Below are 15,546 nucleotides of genomic sequence, written 5' to 3' on the forward strand. Positions count from 1 at the left end.
CAAGCAGGGCGCTTACTTGGCCGCCTGCACTTCGATCTTCACCGTATTCGAGCGCACGCCGTTCGATTCGATATACACCTCGTAGACCGCCGGATCCTTGGGCAGCTGCACCTGCGCTGCAAGGTCGGTGCTGAACTGCGTGCCGACGCTGATGCCCGGGCTGATGGGAATGCCCTTGGGCGGACGCGAGCCGGGGATCTCGTCCACTTCCATGCCGGGGCGCTTGCGCGGCTTGTATTCGTAGGCCACGCCTTCATAGACCGCCTTGGTCTGCGTATTGACGGCGACGAAGCGCGGCAGCTTCTGGTTCTGCGATACGGGGATGATGCCTTGCGCGCAGACCGGAATGACCAGCGCGCCGGAAGCCTGCGGGCGCACGCGCGCCGGCGCGGCGATGTTGAGCTGGTCGTCGCTGCCATGGTTGGGCGGAATGCAGGCGTGGTCGCGCACCGTGCCGATGGGGGCGGTGGCGAACGAAGGCGGGTCGATCCAGTCGGTGTTCATCGTGGTCTTCTGGGGATGAGGGGTGGGGCGCGCGGCGCTGGCGGCGCCAGGCGCGGCCATGGCGAGCGCGGCCGCGAGCAGCAGGGCCAGCGTCGGCGCCAGGCGGCGCCGCGCGTCAGAACGAGGGCCAGCCATTGGACATGTCCGTCTTGCGTACGGCCTGGGCGCAGCTGGCGCAGAAGCGGATGCTGACGCAATCGCCGCCGAACATGACGCAGGAACCCACGTGGCTGGGATCGGCCTGGCTGACGGGCAGGCCGAAGTGGCAGTGGTTGCCGAACTGGGAATAGAAATACGGCCCCTTGTCGAGTTTGGACGAGTCCATGTCGGCTTCGTCCGGATGGGCCCGTACCCACTCGGGGCCGCTGGGCGTCATGCCGATCAGGTGGCCGATCTCGTGCACCAGCGTCTGCTGCAGATAATCCAGCGTGTTGGGCTCCCAGGGGCTCATCGCCGCCACGCCGAGCAGGTTGGTGCCAGGGAACGCCACGCCGCCTGCGGAGCTTTCCAGCAGTCGGACCTTCAGGATGATCTTGCCCGAGGTCGGCACGGGCACCAGGCCCGCCATGCGGATGTTCAGGCTGTCGCAGGCCTTGGGATTCGCTGGGTCGTAAGGCACCGGGGTCATGCGATCCTTGGGGATGGGGACCTGCCTGATGCCGGCCGCAGGGTCGGTGTACTCGAACAGGCATTCGACGTACCAGTCCACGCCAGGTTCGATGTGATACCACAGGAAGCTGAGCGTGCCGTCGGCGTTGACGAACTGCACCTGCTTGTCGGCCGCGCCGGGGCCGGCCGAGGCTTGCACGTAAATGGGCTGGACGGGCAGCATCGTGGCCAGCCGGTCGATGTGGCAGACGACGAGCGTATAGGGCTCGTGGTCCGGGCCCTGCGACCCGGGGTAGACGGACGCGGCCAGCCGGCGCAGGCGTTCATAGCCGTCGTCCGTGAACACGTCCATGTTGGCGTCGCCGCGCGTGCTGACCGGCGGCAATTGCAGCACGTCCACACCATGCCGCGCGTATTCCGTCGCGGTCGGCTGGAAGCCGTGGCGGCGCGCCAGCGTCTCGGGGCCGGGCAGCATGATCTCCTGGAGATACAGCCGCCTTGCGGTCTCGACTTGCTCCGTGGAGATGATCTGGTTCTTGTCGTTCACCACCTCGAACATATAGGTGTTCAGGCCCGCGGCCGGCAGGGTGATGTTGTCGACCACCTTGGTGCCGTCGGCGTCGGTCACGTAGCTGTAGGAGCGCTGGTTGGGCTCACGGTACAGCGGTTGGCGGCTTTGCTCGCGCGCGGAGTACACCGCATTGCCCGGACGCGGGCTGACCTTGACGCTGAAGCGATGCTGGCCGGCCTTGTTGAAGCGCACGCGGATCCTGGGCTTGTTGGTCTGGCGGTCCAGGCTGTCCAGCGCCTGGCCATCGTTCCAGACCTCGTCCTCTTCCTTCAGGTTGACGTACTGGAGCTTGGCGCCGCTTCTGGCCCGGTAGGCGGACGGCGTGGGCGCGCCGGCATCTGGCGTCCCGGCCGCCGCGGAGCCGCCCGCGTCCTGGCCGCCGGGCGCGCCCGCGGGCCTCGCCACAGGGCCGGGTAGGCCGACGCCGGCCATTTCCATGACCCGCTTGGCCATCGCGGGATAGGGCGAGTTGGCCACCGCGGGAATATTCATGATCGCCTCCGCCACCTTGGGCAGCGTGACGTTGGATATCGTGGGCGATTGCAGGATGGCGCCGACCACGGAAGGAATCGCGGAGTTGGTCAGGCCCGGCGTGCTGAGTATCGCGCCCGCCACTGCCGGCAGATTGCCCTGGTTGACGTCCGGCATGGTCAGCAGCGAGTTCACCGCCGAGCTCAGCGCGGCGGGGCGGCCGCCCATGGCGCCCATCGCCTGGGTCATGACCGGGCCGATGGCGGACCCCACGCCGCCGCTGCCGTCGGCGGTCAGGCTGGATGCCTGCGAGGCCACGTCTGACGCTTGCGTAGCCATGCCGCCGGCCTTGGACACGGCGCCCGCCGCGTCAGTCAGCGCCTGGGGCATGGATACCGCGCCGGCCAGCGCGTCGCCAGCGCCCTGTGCCATGTTCATGGTGGAGAGGCCGCCATCCATCAGCGACGGTGTTGCCATGCTGGCCAAGGATTGCGTGGCGCCGGTCGCCAGTGAAGGCGTGGCGCCGCCAGTCAGCGACGGAGCGACATTCTGCATGGCCGTCTTCGCCATGCCGCCGGCCTTGGTCATGGCGCCCGACATCAGCTCCGAGCCCGCCTTGCCCGCTGCCTGCATGGTCTTGCCGGCCATCGCGCCCAATTCCTGGACGGGCTTGAGCGCTTCGCCGGCCATGCTCTTGGCCTGGTCCAGCATGCCGGACGCGCCATCGGCCGCCGCGGACAGACTCTTGGATACGGCAGTCGCGCCGCTGGCAAGCGCCGCGCCCGCGCTGCCCAGCAGGGAGCCTTGCGATCCAGCGGCCGCGGCTGCCGTGGGGGTTGCAGTCGCGGGAGCCGCGGCCACGGCGCCCGTCGCGCCGGCCGCATTCAGCGCCTGGCCGGAGCCGGCTTGCGCGTGCAGCTTGGCCTTGGGCCGGTGCACCAGTTCGGCAGTGACCAGCATGGGATCGCCCACTTGCGAGGACGGCAGCGCCGGCAGCGCGGCCGCGTCGCTGGCAGGCCCGATCAGGTTGTGGGATGCGCCCTTGACCGAGAACATCCCCGGCCCCTTGAACACGATGTCGCCGCCATTCATGACGATGCTGGCGCCAGCGGCCTGCAGGGTGATGCTCTGGTTTGCCAGGATCTCGATGCTGTCGGTGGTGGAGGTGACGGTGATGTCCTGGCCGGCCAGCATCTCCAGCATGTCGGTATGCGCGTGGATCGACACCGGCGATTCGGCCGCGACGGCGCGGATGCCGCCGTCCTGCACGAACAGGCTGGTGGAGCGGCCGGAGGCCGTGGCAAAGGTCTGGCGCGCGGCCACGTGGCCGTCGGCTTGCGCCGTGACGTGCAGGTTTTCGCTGGCGTGCAGGATGGCCGAGGCGGGCGTGGCGAAGTTCAGTGAGGACGGCGCGTCGATCAGCATGCGGGCGCCGTCGATGCGCTCCACTGCGTCCGTGCCGGTGCGCTCGCCGCCGCTGGCCTTGATCGCCTGCTGGCCGCCTACGCTGCCCGGATAGCGGCCGTCACCCTTGGGGTCGATGGCGCGGGTCAGCGCATCGTACTGGCTGGTGGCCGCGAGCGCGCGCGCCTGGCGCTGCGTGCCGGCGGTATCCAGGCGCTGCGCCGCATTCTGCGCGCCGCGCAGCAGCGCCAGCGCTTCCTGCGCGTCGGCCTGGGTAGAGCGTGCATCCTCGCGTGCGTTGGCGGACAGCAGCATGCCTTGCCCGGAGCGCACCACGGTCCAGGCGTCCGAACGCAGTTCGAAGCCGGTGCCGCGCCATGCGCCGCGATTGGATTCATCCGCGCCCTGTTCGACCAGATAGCCCAGGCCCAGCTGCGTGGCGCCGATGGAGCTCGACAGGCGCGTGCGCATCTGCCGGGGCGTGTCGTCGAACAGCCATTGGCTGTGGCCCTCGCCGTCCAGGCCCTTGCTGTGCCAGCCGCTGAGCCTGCCGGGATGATTGGCGTCGGCGTCCTCTCCGGCGGACCAGGGCGGCAGGTCGGCGTCGTTGTACAGCTGCGCCGAGGCCACGGGCTGGTCGATGTCGCCGTCCAGGAACTCGACCAGGACCTCGGTGCCTTTGCGCGGCAGATGGTGCGCGCCCCAGTTGGGGCCGGCCTGCGCGCCTGCGACGCGCAGCCAGGTGCCGGAACTGTCGTCGCCCGGGGCATTGCCGGTGTCGTCGCCATGGCTGCGGTGCGCCAGGCCGCCCGGCAGCGGACGCGCACCGCGCTGCCAGGGGAATTGCACCTTGACGCGTAGATCGCGGCCCGAGGAAATGGGCGCGTCCTGCGCGGCCACCACCATGGCCGCCAGGCCTTCGGGCGCAGTGGGCTTGGCGCGCCAGCCGGGCGCAAGCGGCGCGGCCGCGGGCAGGGCGCCGAAGGTATTGCGGTATGAGCCGTGTTCCAGATCGGAATCGCCCAACGCCTGGGCAGCCTGGCTGCCCAGGTTGTTGGCGGCTTCGTGTTCGACGTGCAGCAGCGTGTAGCGGTTGCCGCCCATCTCGTCGACGGCCTGGCCAGGGCCCGCGGCGTAGCGGCTGTGCTGCGTCAGCGTGAAGTCATGGCCGGGCATCATCTGGCGGGCCGTGCCGCCGCCGTCAAAGCGCACCATGCGGGCTTCGTGCGCCTGCAGGCTGCGCGCAGCCGCCAGTTCCGCGCTGTCGCCGTCGGCATGGCGGCCGTGGCCGTCGTAGTCGTAGTCTTCAAGGCGGGGCACCGCGCCGGCTGCGACGTCGGACTGCGCATGCGCCGCGTGTGCGAGCAGCTTGCGATCGTCCCAGGCCAGGCGCGTCACGGCGTTGGGCCGTACCGCGCGGGACGCGCCGAAGCGCGTGATGCTGTCCTCGGTTTCGGTGGCGTCGCTGCGGTGAAAGCGCAGCGCGGCATCGGGGCAGGCCGGCCGCGCCGCGCGCGTGTCGAACACGACCAGCCGGTGCCGCGCGCCGCCCGAGGCCTCGTCTTGTTGTTCGCCCTGCTGGTGGTCGAAGCGGAAGCTCAAGCCGGCTTCGGCCAGCAGGCGTAGCACGAAGGCCAGGTCGGTTTCGCGGTACTGCGTGCGCAGCGCGCGCGGAGCGGGCGGTTCGGCGATGTCGAACGAGTAGGCCGCCTGCGGATAGTCGGCGAAGATATCGCTCAGGATGTCGGTGACCGACTTGTCCTGGAACAGAAAGCTGTCGCGGCGCAGGCCCAGGGCCGCCAGCCAGGGCGCGGCGTGCAGCCGGTAGCGCGCCAGGCCGCCGTCCGCGCCCAGCGCGTCCACGCCTTCCACCACCGCATGCCATTGGCGCCTGTTGCCGTCGGCCAGCAGCAGGCTGACGCTGATCTCGCGGCCCAGCAGGGCTTGCACATCCAGTTCGGCCGAGGACGCCAGGCAGTCCAGCGTCAGGGCAAACAGTTCGGAGACGCCTTCGCGCAGATTCATGCGTTCTACCGCGAGCGCCGCATCCAGGGGCGTGCGCACCTGCAGCATGCGGGCGTTCTGGGAGAGGGCGGCTACATCCAGGCTGCTGAACCCGGCGGGCGCTTGGGAACGGTCGGTCATGGTGCTGAGGGGCGGCCTGAGGCCGTCAGGGTAGCGAGATGGTCAGGTGCGCGGCGCGCGGGCCGATCTTGACGATGTCATGGTACGGAGCCATGGCGGTCTGCATGTCGCGGTTAAGGAAGTGGCTCATGCCCAGATAGGCCAGCAGCCCCAGCAGCGCGAACAACGCGCCGATGCTCCACAGCGGCACGTCGCGCTTGAGCGTGTGGGCGATCTTGTCGGGCAGGGGCCAGTGCGGCGCGAAGCCCGCGCGCTTGCCGCGCAGCAGCGTGATTTCATCGCCCAGCCGCGCCGTGAGATAGCCCAGCTTTTCCTGGCCCTCGATCATGTACTTGCCCTGGAAACCCAGCAGCAGGCACATATAGAACACTTCCAGCGATTGCAGGCGCGGCGCGCCCTGCGCGCGCAGGTCTTCCAGGCGCGCAAAGAAGTTCTCGCCGGCGAGCTGCTCGCCGAACAGGGTCAGTTGCAGCGGCTGCAGCATCCAGGCATCGCGGATGGAAAAGCCGGAGTTCAGCACGGTCTCGTCCACCGCGGCGCAGAACGCGTATTTGGTGGCGTAGACGTCCTCGGCCGGGATGTCCATTTTCTTCGCGCTGCGCTCGAAGTCCGCCAGGAACTGCTGCACGCGCGCCGAGAACGAGGCGGCGTCGACGGGCTCTTGGCCGCTTTTCAGCAGGAACAGCATCAGGAAGCCGTCGTACAGCAGGTCCAGCAGGGACTTCGCGGGGCGCGAGCCATAGAAATCTGCGGCTCGGGGAGGGAGCGAGGCTCCGGGCATCAGGGTGGGCGCGGCGGCGTTCATGGGCAGGCTCTAGCGGGTGACGGCGATGAGGTCCAGTTTCAGGTCGGGTATGCCCGAGGGGGCATAGATGGCGATGCTGCGCGCCTGCAGCATGCGGTCGTACAGCGAACCGCGGGTCTGCAGGGTGAAGTAGCAGGCGCCCGGCTTGACGGGCACGGCGGGCGGAACCTGCGGCGTGTAGACGAGCTGCACGCCAGGCATGGCAGAGAGCACCAGCTTTTCCACGTCGTCGGGCGCGCCGACCTTGAAGCGCAGCGGCACGGTCTCGGCCAGTTCGCTGGCTGGCGTGGCGGCGGACACCGACAGGTAGAGCGCGGTGGTTTCGTCGAGCTTGCCGGAATCCAGCCGGCCGACGTGGAACGAGGGGCGCAGCTCTTCCAGCACGATGGAGAAGTACCGGGTGGAGATGACGGTGTCGAGCAGGTCGCGCAGGATCTCGTCCAACTGCGCGAAGGCCGCGCCCGGCGCATCGTGCTGATAGGCCGGCAGGTCCGCCAGCGTATGCACCTTGGAGAAGGTCATGAGCGCGCCGGCCAGCCGCAGCATTTCCTGGAACAGGCGCTCGGGATGCAGCTGCGGGTTGTGGAACAGGTGCGAGAGCGCCGAATAGGCTTCGTTGCAGGTGTGCAGCAGCCAGAACGAGGCCACGTCGCCCGAACGGAACTCGATGATGTTCTTGTTCGGTTCGCGATGGAATCCATAGAGCGCGTTGACCTTGGCCTGCAGGGCGTCCAGCAGCCGGCGCAGCTGCTCGAACAGCGCGCTGCACGCCTGCACCGTGACGCTGGGGGCAACGAAACTGGTGTCCAGTTCGTAGCCGGCGCTGGCGGTGCGGCGCACGCGCGCTACAGGAATGGTCAGCAGCGCGTCGCGCGGCTCGTGCTCCGACAGCAGGCGCACGTTCTTGCGCAGGAAGGCAAGCTCGGCCGTGCTGGCGTTGGTATAGAGATCGGGCGCGGGGCTGTCCTGGTGCGCATAGCGCGCATCGAAACCCTGTTCCTGGCGCGTGTCGCGATAGTTGCCGCCGATGTCCTTCATCGGATGCAGCGCCAGGTAGAACACCGCCGTGCTGGCGCCGTCCAGTCCGTCCAGCGCGACCGCGGGCGGCAGGTCGTCGTTATGGGGGGCGCTGTAGATCTCGCCGTCGGGGAAGATCGCGGATAGCTCGGTGGCGCGCAGCATGCCGTTGGCAAGCGCCGCGGCGTCGAAGCGCGCCGCGCGCAGGCCCCATGCGTAGGGATGCAGCGCGCGGCTCATTTCCGCGAGGCGGGCCTCGTGGTAGGCGTCTTGGCGTTGAAAATGCTGGGGCCGCAGAAACAGCCCCTCTCCCCACAGTATCTTCGCTGAATGGCTCACGTTTGCTGGCTCTTGCTTCTTATATGGATAGGGCGTGCATGACTGCGGCGAGACGTGGTCGGCGAGACGCGGTCGGCTAGACGCAGTTGGCTCGCGTTCAGTTCGGGCATTGCACCGAGCCGAGGCGGGCCGGGTCGAAGCCGGGCACGCCCGGCGGCAACACTATTTGTCCGGTGACCACGGTCATCGCGCAGGCATGGGCGCCCATGACGATGCCGCTGTCCTCGGCGGTCTTTACTTCGAAAACGTATTTCCAGCGCTGCGGCGCGGGCGCGTAGAACAAGCCCGCGACAGCGATGTAGGCAGCGGTTTTCGGCACTTTTTCCAGGTGCTCGTAGCGCTGTCCCGGCGTCAGTGTGACTTCGCGTGCAGCGATGATGCTGTCACCCAACGCCGCCTTTTCGGCGTCAGTATCAACCAATTGCGTGAGCGGTGCGCGCTGAAATGCCTCGGCATTCTTCAAATAGTATATTTTCGTAACCACAGCCATGGGCTGGCCGCTACTCGCATTCAAATTTTCTCCTGCGTGTATCGCCAGTTTCACATCCACAGGCGCATTCGGGTCCTTCTTCAGGCCCGTCATATCCATCACGCCGCCAGTCATTCCAGCCACCGCTCCAATCGCTGAAACCGCTGCGCAACCGCTGATTACGGGGCTTGCCGCGATGATGGCCGCCGCTGCCATGCACCGAGAAAAATAGAGATGTTTTGACATGGCTCTTTATACCGGAAGCCTGCGACAACATACAGATCACGGCACGATGAGCGAAGTTTGGCGTGGAGTTACATGAAGTAATGCACTGTAGTGCTGCGCTAACAAAAGGTTGTTGAAATACGCGGCCTTGGTTACACCCTCCTACATACCAAAAATATGCACATATCCCGGGTTCTCCTCATCGGCGCAATGATGGCCTTCCTCGCGGGCTGCGCCACGTCCCCCAAGCCGCAGACCGACGCCGAATACAAGCAGTCGATGACGCACGCCACGCAGACCTTGGCTGCCAAGGGCAACGACCAGGCGGTCGCCGAGTTCCAGGAAATCGCTTTGCTCAATCCCGCGCGCGGTGAACCGTGGTCTTACATCGCGAAGATCCGCTTCGACGAGCAGAAGTATGGCGAGGCCATCGTCGCGGCCGACGAAGCGCTGAACCGCGACCCCGAAGACTTCACCGCCAAGACCGTGCGCGCGGTGGGCGGCCTGCGCGTGGCCATGCAGTCGCTGGCCGACCTGCGCGCCAATGCGCTGCTCGCCGGCAACGCCCGTACCGATGCGGTGGCGCTGGCCGCCGCCATGCGTGAAACCCTGGGCCAGGACGTGCTGTTCCCCGAGGGCTACAAGCCGCCGCGCCCGCGCCAGCCGCGGCGCAACGACGCGCAGGGGGCGGCCGCGCAGCAGGCCAAGCCCGCCGCCAACACGGCAGCGACGCAGGCTGCGACGCCCGCAACGCCCGCCGCAAACCCCGCGGCGAACGCTGCGACGGCTCCTGCCGCCACGCCGGCCACGGCCCCCGCGGCTTCCGGCGCCGCGCCGGCCGGCCGCGCGCCGGATCCGTTCGGCAACCTCCTCAAACCCTGATCGGGCCCACGGCCTCTTCACAATGCACTTCGCTTGGAGCCCCCATGGCTAAGAAAGAAAGCGTTCAGAAAAGACTCCAGAAAGTACGTCCGCCGCGCGTGCAGCTGACCTATGACGTCGAGAAGGGCGACGCGATCGAGCAGAAGGAACTGCCGTTTGTCGTGGGCGTGGTCGGCGACTTCAGCGCGCAGTCCGAAGCCGAGCTGCCGCGCCTGAAGGACCGCAAGTTCGTCAACATCGACGTCGACAACTTCGACGACGTGATGCGCGGCCTGGAGCCGCGCGCAGCCTACCGCGTGAAGAACCGCCTGACCGACGAAGGCGGCACCTTCGGCGTGGATCTCAAGTTCCGCTCGGTTGAAGACTTCCGTCCCGAAGCCGTGGTGCAGCAGATCGAGCCGCTCAAGGAACTCCTGGACATCCGCACCAAGCTGGCCGACCTGCGCAACAAGCTGGCAGGCAACGACAAGCTGGAAGACCTGTTGGGCGAAGTGCTCAGCAGCACGGAAAAACTGCAGCAACTGACCAGCGAAGCCGGCAAGAACGGCAAGGGAGGCAGCAATGAGTAATTCCGCCGCCGCGCAGAACGTATCCGCGCCCGCCGCCGAGGCCGACTCGGGCCTGCTGGACCAGATCGTCGAACAGAGCCGCGTGGCCAAGTCCACGGCGGAACACGACCGCGCCAAGGACCTCATCGGCGAGCTGGCCCGCGAAGTCATGAAGGGCACCGTCGTGGTCTCGGACAACCTGTCCGCGATGCTAGACGCCCGCGTGGCCGAGCTGGACCGCCTGATCTCGGCCCAGCTGAGCGAAGTGATGCATGGCGCCGAGTTCCAGAAGCTGGAAAGCACCTGGCGCGGCCTGCATTACCTGTGCCAGGAGAGCAACACCGGCCCGATGCTGAAGATCAAGGTGCTCAATGTCACCAAGCGCGATCTGGTGCGCGACTTCCAGACCGCCATCGACTTCGACCAGAGCCTGATGTTCAAGAAGGTCTACGAAGAAGAGTTCGGCACGTTTGGCGGTTCGCCGTTCGGCGCGCTGCTGGGCAACTTCGAGATCACGCGCCAACCCGAGGACATGTACTTCATCGAGCAGATGTCGCACGTGGCCGCGGCCTCGCACGCGCCTTTCATCGCGTCGGCCTCGCCCGAATTGCTGGGCCTGGACAGCTTTGCCGACCTGGGCCGCCCGCGCGACCTGGCCAAGGTGTTCGACACCGTGGAATACACCAAGTGGCGCAGCTTCCGCGATTCGGAAGATTCGCGTTACGTGGGCCTGACCATGCCGCGCTTCCTGGGCCGCCTGCCCTATGACCCGAAGGAAGGCACCTCGGTGGAAGGCTTCAACTTCGTCGAGGAAGTGGACGGCACCGACCATGCCAAGTACCTGTGGTGCAACGCTGCCTGGGCCTTTGGCGCGCGCCTGACTGCGGCCTTTGCCGACTTCGGCTGGTGCGCGGCGATCCGCGGTGTGGAAGGCGGCGGCCTGGTCGAAAACCTGCCGACCCACACCTTCAAGACCGACGACGGCGAAATCGCCCTGAAGTGCCCGACGGAAATCGCCATCACCGACCGGCGCGAAAAGGAACTGAGCGACCTCGGCCTGATCCCGCTGGTGCATTGCAAGAACTCGGACTACGCCGCGTTCTTCGGCGCGCAATCGGTGCAAAAGGCCAAGAAGTACAACACCGACAGCGCCAACGCCAACGCGGTGCTGTCGGCGCAGCTGCAGTACATCTTTTCGGTATCGCGCGTGGCGCACTACCTGAAAGCCATGATGCGAGACAAGATCGGCAGCTTTGCCTCCGCGCAATCTGTCGAGAGCTTCCTGAACCGCTGGGTCTCGCAGTACGTGCTGCTGGACGACAACGCGAGCCAGGAGCAGAAGGCGCAGTTCCCCTTGAGGGAAGCATCGGTGCAGGTTGCCGAGGTGCCGGGACGTCCCGGCGTGTTCCGGGCCGTGGCGTTTTTGCGGCCTCATTTTCAGCTCGATGAGCTTTCGATTTCGTTGCGCCTGGTTGCGGAACTCCCGGCCCAAGCCCAGAAATCGTGACCACCGTCGGATTCGACGATTTTTAACCAGAGAGGCTATTAATGAAGGACATCTACGTCAAATTCGGCAACCCCGCGCTCAAGGGCGAGTCGCAGGACAAGGACCATCCGGACTGGATCGAAGTCGGATCGTGGCGCCATGAAATCATCCAGCCGCGTTCGGCTACCGCCTCCACCTCCGGTGGCCACACCGCCGAACGCACCGAGCATGGCGAGATGGTCTTCACCAAGGACCTGGACGTGGTCAGCCCGCTGCTGTACCAGCACGCATCCGGCGGCACGACGTTCGACGAAGTGACCATCGATTTCCTGCGCGCCGACGGCGAAGGCAACCGCGTCAAGTACCTGGAAATCAAGCTCAAGTACGTGATCATCTCGCGCGTGGCGCCGGAAGTCGTCAGCGAAGGCCTGCCGCACGAGTCGTTCTCGCTGAAGTACGCCGCCGTGCAGTGGAAGTACACGCAGCAGAAGGTGGGCGGCAACCAGGGCGGGAATGCCCAGGGCGCGTGGAGCCTCACCAAGAACGACAAGACGTACTCGGTCTGAACCTGACCGCATGAACGGCAAAGGCTCCCGGCTGGTCCGGCGCCTTTGCTCAATGAGGCCGCGATGAAGGGATTCGAACCCAGCCTGTTCGACAAGTTGTTCGACGGCGACGGGCAGACACCGCATGCGTTGCGACGCCTGTCGGTGGAAGAAATCAAGGAAACGGTCGCGCGCGACATCGAGGCCCTGCTCAACACGCGCATGGTCTTCACCGAAGACTCGCTCAAGCGTTTTCCGAACTGCCAGCGGTCCATCCTGACCTACGGTTTGTCGGATTTTTCCGGCCTGAGCCTGGCCAGTCACTACGACCGCGAGTTTATCTGCCGGTCGCTGGAGCAGGCGATCGCCCGCCATGAGCCGCGCCTGACGCACGTGCGGGTGTTGCTGCAGGTGGACAGCCGCGCGACCTCGGTGCTGTATTTCGCGATTACCGCGATGCTGGACGTGGGGCCTGCGCATGAGCCGGTCACGTTCGACGCGACGCTGCAGCCGTCCACCTTGCAGTACTCGGTAAGCAAGGGCCGGGCCAAGGCCGCGGCGGCCGCCTGATAACAAACCATGCACGCGGGCGCCGGCGGCACGCCGCCGGCGAAGAAGGGAAAGATGGAAGAACTGCTGCCTTACTACGAACGCGAACTGGGCTTTCTGCGCGGTTCGTCGCGCGATTTTGCGCAGCGCTATCCCAAGATCGCCGCGCGGCTCGGGCTGTCTGGCGAAACCTGCGAGGATCCGCATGTCGAGCGGATGATCGAATCGTTCGCGCTGCTGGGCGCGCGCATCAACAAGAAACTGGACGACGACTATCCGGAATTCACGGAAGCGTTGTTCGAGGTCATGTACCCGCACTACCTGCGCCCGTTCCCGTCGTGCTCGGTGGCGCAGTTCGACATGGGCGGCATGGCCTCGCAGCTGACCGCGCCGGTGCGCATGGCGCGCGGCACGGAACTGAAATCGCATCCCGTGCGCGGCGTGGCCTGCCGTTTCCGTACGGCGTACGACGTGACTTTGGCGCCGGTGAGCATCCGCCAGGCCGTATTTGCGGCCACGGCCAACGCGCCATCCGCGGCCAGCCTGCCTGCGGGCGTGACGGGCCGGCTGTCGCTGACATTGGCCTGCCTGGCTGAAACCCAGAATTTTTCCACCCTGGCGGTGGACCGCTTGCGCGTCTACCTGCACGGCGAGCCCTCGTTCGTGGCTGCGCTGCGGGATTGCCTGTTCCTGCGCACCGCGGCGGCCTACCTGGAAACGCAGCCGGGCCGCTGGAATCGCATGCAGGACGTGCCGCTGGCAGAGGTGGGGCTGTCCGAGGACGAAGCCCTGATCGACTTCCCGGCCAGCTCGCACCCTGCCTACCGGCTGTTGGCCGAGTACTTCGCGTTCTCCGAGAAATTCAATTTCGTGGACATCGATCTCGCGGCGCTCAGGCGCGCGGCGGGTCCGGTGCGTGAAATCACCTTGCATCTGGCCTTGAAGGGCGTGCGCGCGGATTCGAACACGGCGCGTCTGCTGGAATCGGCCTCCGCAGACAATTTCCGGTTGGGCTGCACCCCCGTGGTCAACCTGTTCGCGCAGCGCGCCGATCCCATCCGCGTCACCCATGCGCAAGCGTCCTATCCGGTGGTGGCCGACGCGCGCCGCGCCTATGGCTACGAGATCTATTCGATCGACCGCGTGCGCCAGGTGCGGCAGAACGCGCAGGGCGATTCGGTGGTGGAGTTCCGGCCGTTCTATTCGCTGCACCATGGCGAGACGCCGGAAGGGGCTGGTCACTACTGGACGGCGCGCCGCAATGCGATGGTGGCCGAGCGCAGTCCGGGCTACGAGATGGAACTGTCCATCGTCGACATCGATTTCGATCCCTCGCTGCCGCAGACCGAGACCTTGAGCCTGGAACTGACCTGCACCAATCGCGATCTGCCTTCGCATCTGGCGGTGGGGCAGCCGGGCGGAGACTTGTTCCTGGAGGGCGGCTCGATCGCGCGCGAGATCCGCATGCTGCGCCGGCCGACGCACACCCATCGCTTCCAGCAGGGGCGGGCGGCGCATTGGCGCCTTATTTCGCATCTGGCGCTGAACCATCTGTCGCTGGTCCACAGCGGCCTGCCGGCGTTGAAAGAGACGCTGCGGCTGTATGACCTGTCGCATTCCGCGGTGGCGGCGCGCCAGATAGAAGGGCTGGTCGGCCTGGACTACAAGCCTGCCACGCACTGGATGCCCGGCGAACCATTCGCAACCTTCGTGCGCGGCATCGAGATCCGGCTGACCATCAACGAAGACAACTTCGTCGGCACCAGCCTGCATGCCTTCGTGGCGGTGATCAACCGCTTCTTTGGCCTATACGTGCATGCCAACAGCTTCGTGCAGCTGGTCGTGCTGTCGCGCCGCGGCGCGGAAGAAATCCTACGGTGCGCTCCATGCAACGGCGACGCGATCCTAGCGTAATCGAATCGCTGCTGGCCGAGCCGCAGCGCTTCAAGTTCTTCCAGGCCGTGCGGGTGCTGGAATCGTGGTTCGCGCGGCAGGAAGGCAGCCGCGCGCGCAATGCGGTGCCTGCGCACCTGCGCTTCCTGAACTCGTCTTCGCTGGGCTTTCCCGCCAGCGAGATCGCCGCGCTGACGGCCTATGACAAACAGGGCCAGGCGCTGGAAGACACCGAAGCGCGGCTGGCGGCGCTGGCCGCGGGCAACCTGGGACGGGTGGAGATCGAGCCGGCCTTCTTCGGCCTGTTGGGCGCGCAGGGCGCCATGCCGCTGCACTACACCGAGATCCTGAGCACGCGCGAGAGCTCGCGGCGCGACCGTGGCGCCCGCGCCTTCTTCGACATCTTCTCAAACCGGGCGGCGGCGCTGTTCTACGCGGCCTGGAAGAAGTACCGCATGCCCGTGCGGCACGAGACCGAACAAGACCATCACTATCTGCCGCTGCTGCTGGCGCTGGGCGGCATCGGCCATCCGGCGCTGCGCGACCGCCTGCAGTCAGGGCAGGGCCGGGTGTTCGACGAATCGCTGGCGCACTATGCCGCGGCCGCGCGCCAGCGGCCGGTATCGGCGGCCTACCTGCAGCGCGTGCTGGCGGATTACTTCCAGGTGCCGCTGCGGGTGGAGCAGTTCGTCGGGCGTTGGTATCACGTGCCGCCGCAGAACCGCACGCAGCTGGGCATGCCCGGCGCGGTGCTGGGCGTGTCGGCCATGGCCGGCGACCGCATCTGGCAGCGCGACATGCGCATCCGGCTGTGGATCGGCCCCTTGTCCAAGGACGCTTTCACCGATTTCCTGCCCGGCGGCGCGCGCGCCCAGGCGCTGGAGAAACTCCTGACCATGTTCGGCGGCATGAGCTTCGAGTACGAAGTGCGGCTGGTGATGGCCAAGGAAGACGTGGGCGGCAGCGTGCTGGGCGAAGGCGGCGGCGCGCGCCTGGGCTGGAACTCCTTTCTTTGCACCGAGCCGGTGGCGTCGGACCGCGATGACGCCAGCTACGAATTGCACACCATCCATTGAGACTAGAC

The 15,546-nt window shown here is 66.8% G+C and carries 12 protein-coding genes; 7 read left to right on the forward strand and 5 right to left on the reverse strand.

Translation table 11 applies throughout. From position 1 onward, the window contains the following. Positions 1 to 12 precede the first annotated feature (12 nt). From NGK62_RS15730 to tssJ, 5 genes are all read right to left on the reverse strand, one after another. Positions 13 to 639 (reverse strand): hypothetical protein, encoded by a 627-nt coding sequence (locus NGK62_RS15730; protein ID WP_251879117.1) that lies wholly within the window; start codon positions 637 to 639, stop codon positions 13 to 15. Next, entirely contained in the window at positions 620 to 5,704 is a 5,085-nt protein-coding gene (tssI, locus tag NGK62_RS15735) for a type VI secretion system tip protein TssI/VgrG (RefSeq protein ID WP_251879119.1), read from the reverse strand. The genes NGK62_RS15730 and tssI overlap by 20 nt, the downstream gene beginning before the upstream one ends. 25 nt (positions 5,705 to 5,729) lie before the next feature. After that, entirely contained in the window at positions 5,730 to 6,485 is a 756-nt protein-coding gene (icmH, locus tag NGK62_RS15740; RefSeq protein ID WP_223283522.1) for a type IVB secretion system protein IcmH/DotU, read from the reverse strand. A gap of 33 nt (positions 6,486 to 6,518) precedes the next feature. After that, positions 6,519 to 7,865, reverse strand: a complete 1,347-nt coding sequence (tssK, locus tag NGK62_RS15745; protein ID WP_059371262.1) for a type VI secretion system baseplate subunit TssK — start codon at positions 7,863 to 7,865, stop codon at positions 6,519 to 6,521. 97 nt (positions 7,866 to 7,962) lie between these two features. After that, the gene (gene tssJ / locus NGK62_RS15750; RefSeq protein ID WP_223283521.1) at positions 7,963 to 8,580 is read right to left on the reverse strand and encodes a type VI secretion system lipoprotein TssJ; all 618 of its coding nucleotides are present in this window, start codon (positions 8,578 to 8,580) and stop codon (positions 7,963 to 7,965) included. A gap of 189 nt (positions 8,581 to 8,769) precedes the next feature. Here tssJ and NGK62_RS15755 point away from each other — a divergent pair, with 189 nt between their 5' ends. The 7 genes from NGK62_RS15755 (at position 8,770) to tssG (ending at position 15,538) form a co-directional block, all read left to right on the forward strand. After that, complete coding sequence (locus NGK62_RS15755) at positions 8,770 to 9,441, forward strand: hypothetical protein (protein WP_059371263.1); 672 nt, start codon at positions 8,770 to 8,772, stop codon at positions 9,439 to 9,441. 44 nt (positions 9,442 to 9,485) lie between these two features. Then, on the forward strand, positions 9,486 to 10,010 hold the full coding sequence (tssB, locus tag NGK62_RS15760) for a type VI secretion system contractile sheath small subunit (RefSeq protein WP_013396290.1): 525 nt from the start codon (positions 9,486 to 9,488) through the stop codon (positions 10,008 to 10,010). Continuing rightward, complete coding sequence (gene tssC, locus NGK62_RS15765) at positions 10,003 to 11,496, forward strand: type VI secretion system contractile sheath large subunit (RefSeq protein ID WP_059371264.1); 1,494 nt, start codon at positions 10,003 to 10,005, stop codon at positions 11,494 to 11,496. The genes tssB and tssC overlap by 8 nt, the downstream gene beginning before the upstream one ends. A 41-nt stretch (positions 11,497 to 11,537) precedes the next feature. Beyond that, positions 11,538 to 12,041 (forward strand): Hcp family type VI secretion system effector, encoded by a 504-nt coding sequence (locus NGK62_RS15770; protein WP_006395404.1) that lies wholly within the window; start codon positions 11,538 to 11,540, stop codon positions 12,039 to 12,041. Positions 12,042 to 12,104: 63 nt separating this feature from the next. After that, entirely contained in the window at positions 12,105 to 12,590 is a 486-nt protein-coding gene (gene tssE / locus NGK62_RS15775; RefSeq protein WP_054452040.1) for a type VI secretion system baseplate subunit TssE, read from the forward strand. A gap of 54 nt (positions 12,591 to 12,644) precedes the next feature. Further along, positions 12,645 to 14,483 carry a type VI secretion system baseplate subunit TssF gene (gene tssF / locus NGK62_RS15780; RefSeq protein ID WP_059371481.1) on the forward strand — a complete coding sequence of 613 codons (1,839 nt, stop codon included), beginning with the start codon at positions 12,645 to 12,647 and terminating at the stop codon, positions 14,481 to 14,483. Next, on the forward strand, positions 14,447 to 15,538 hold the full coding sequence (gene tssG / locus NGK62_RS15785) for a type VI secretion system baseplate subunit TssG (protein ID WP_165867759.1): 1,092 nt from the start codon (positions 14,447 to 14,449) through the stop codon (positions 15,536 to 15,538). The genes tssF and tssG overlap by 37 nt, the downstream gene beginning before the upstream one ends. Positions 15,539 to 15,546 lie beyond the last annotated feature (8 nt).

The sequence above is a fragment of the Achromobacter sp. Marseille-Q4954 genome, assembly GCF_943737025.1.
In the GTDB taxonomy this organism is placed as follows: domain Bacteria; phylum Pseudomonadota; class Gammaproteobacteria; order Burkholderiales; family Burkholderiaceae_B; genus Achromobacter; species Achromobacter bronchisepticus_A.

Bases quoted from the DNA above. Each gene is read 5' to 3' on its own strand.
- NGK62_RS15730 (WP_251879117.1), bottom strand. From the start codon at position 639: ATGGCTGGCCCTCGTTCTGACGCGCGGCGCCGCCTGGCGCCGACGCTG.
- tssI (WP_251879119.1), bottom strand. From the start codon at position 5,704: ATGACCGACCGTTCCCAAGCGCCCGCCGGGTTCAGCAGCCTGGATGTA.
- icmH (WP_223283522.1), bottom strand. From the start codon at position 6,485: ATGCCCGGAGCCTCGCTCCCTCCCCGAGCCGCAGATTTCTATGGCTCG.
- tssJ (WP_223283521.1), bottom strand. From the start codon at position 8,580: ATGTCAAAACATCTCTATTTTTCTCGGTGCATGGCAGCGGCGGCCATC.
- NGK62_RS15755 (WP_059371263.1), top strand. From the start codon at position 8,770: ATGATGGCCTTCCTCGCGGGCTGCGCCACGTCCCCCAAGCCGCAGACC.
- tssB (WP_013396290.1), top strand. From the start codon at position 9,486: ATGGCTAAGAAAGAAAGCGTTCAGAAAAGACTCCAGAAAGTACGTCCG.
- tssC (WP_059371264.1), top strand. From the start codon at position 10,003: ATGAGTAATTCCGCCGCCGCGCAGAACGTATCCGCGCCCGCCGCCGAG.
- NGK62_RS15770 (WP_006395404.1), top strand. From the start codon at position 11,538: ATGAAGGACATCTACGTCAAATTCGGCAACCCCGCGCTCAAGGGCGAG.
- tssE (WP_054452040.1), top strand. From the start codon at position 12,105: ATGAAGGGATTCGAACCCAGCCTGTTCGACAAGTTGTTCGACGGCGAC.
- tssF (WP_059371481.1), top strand. From the start codon at position 12,645: ATGGAAGAACTGCTGCCTTACTACGAACGCGAACTGGGCTTTCTGCGC.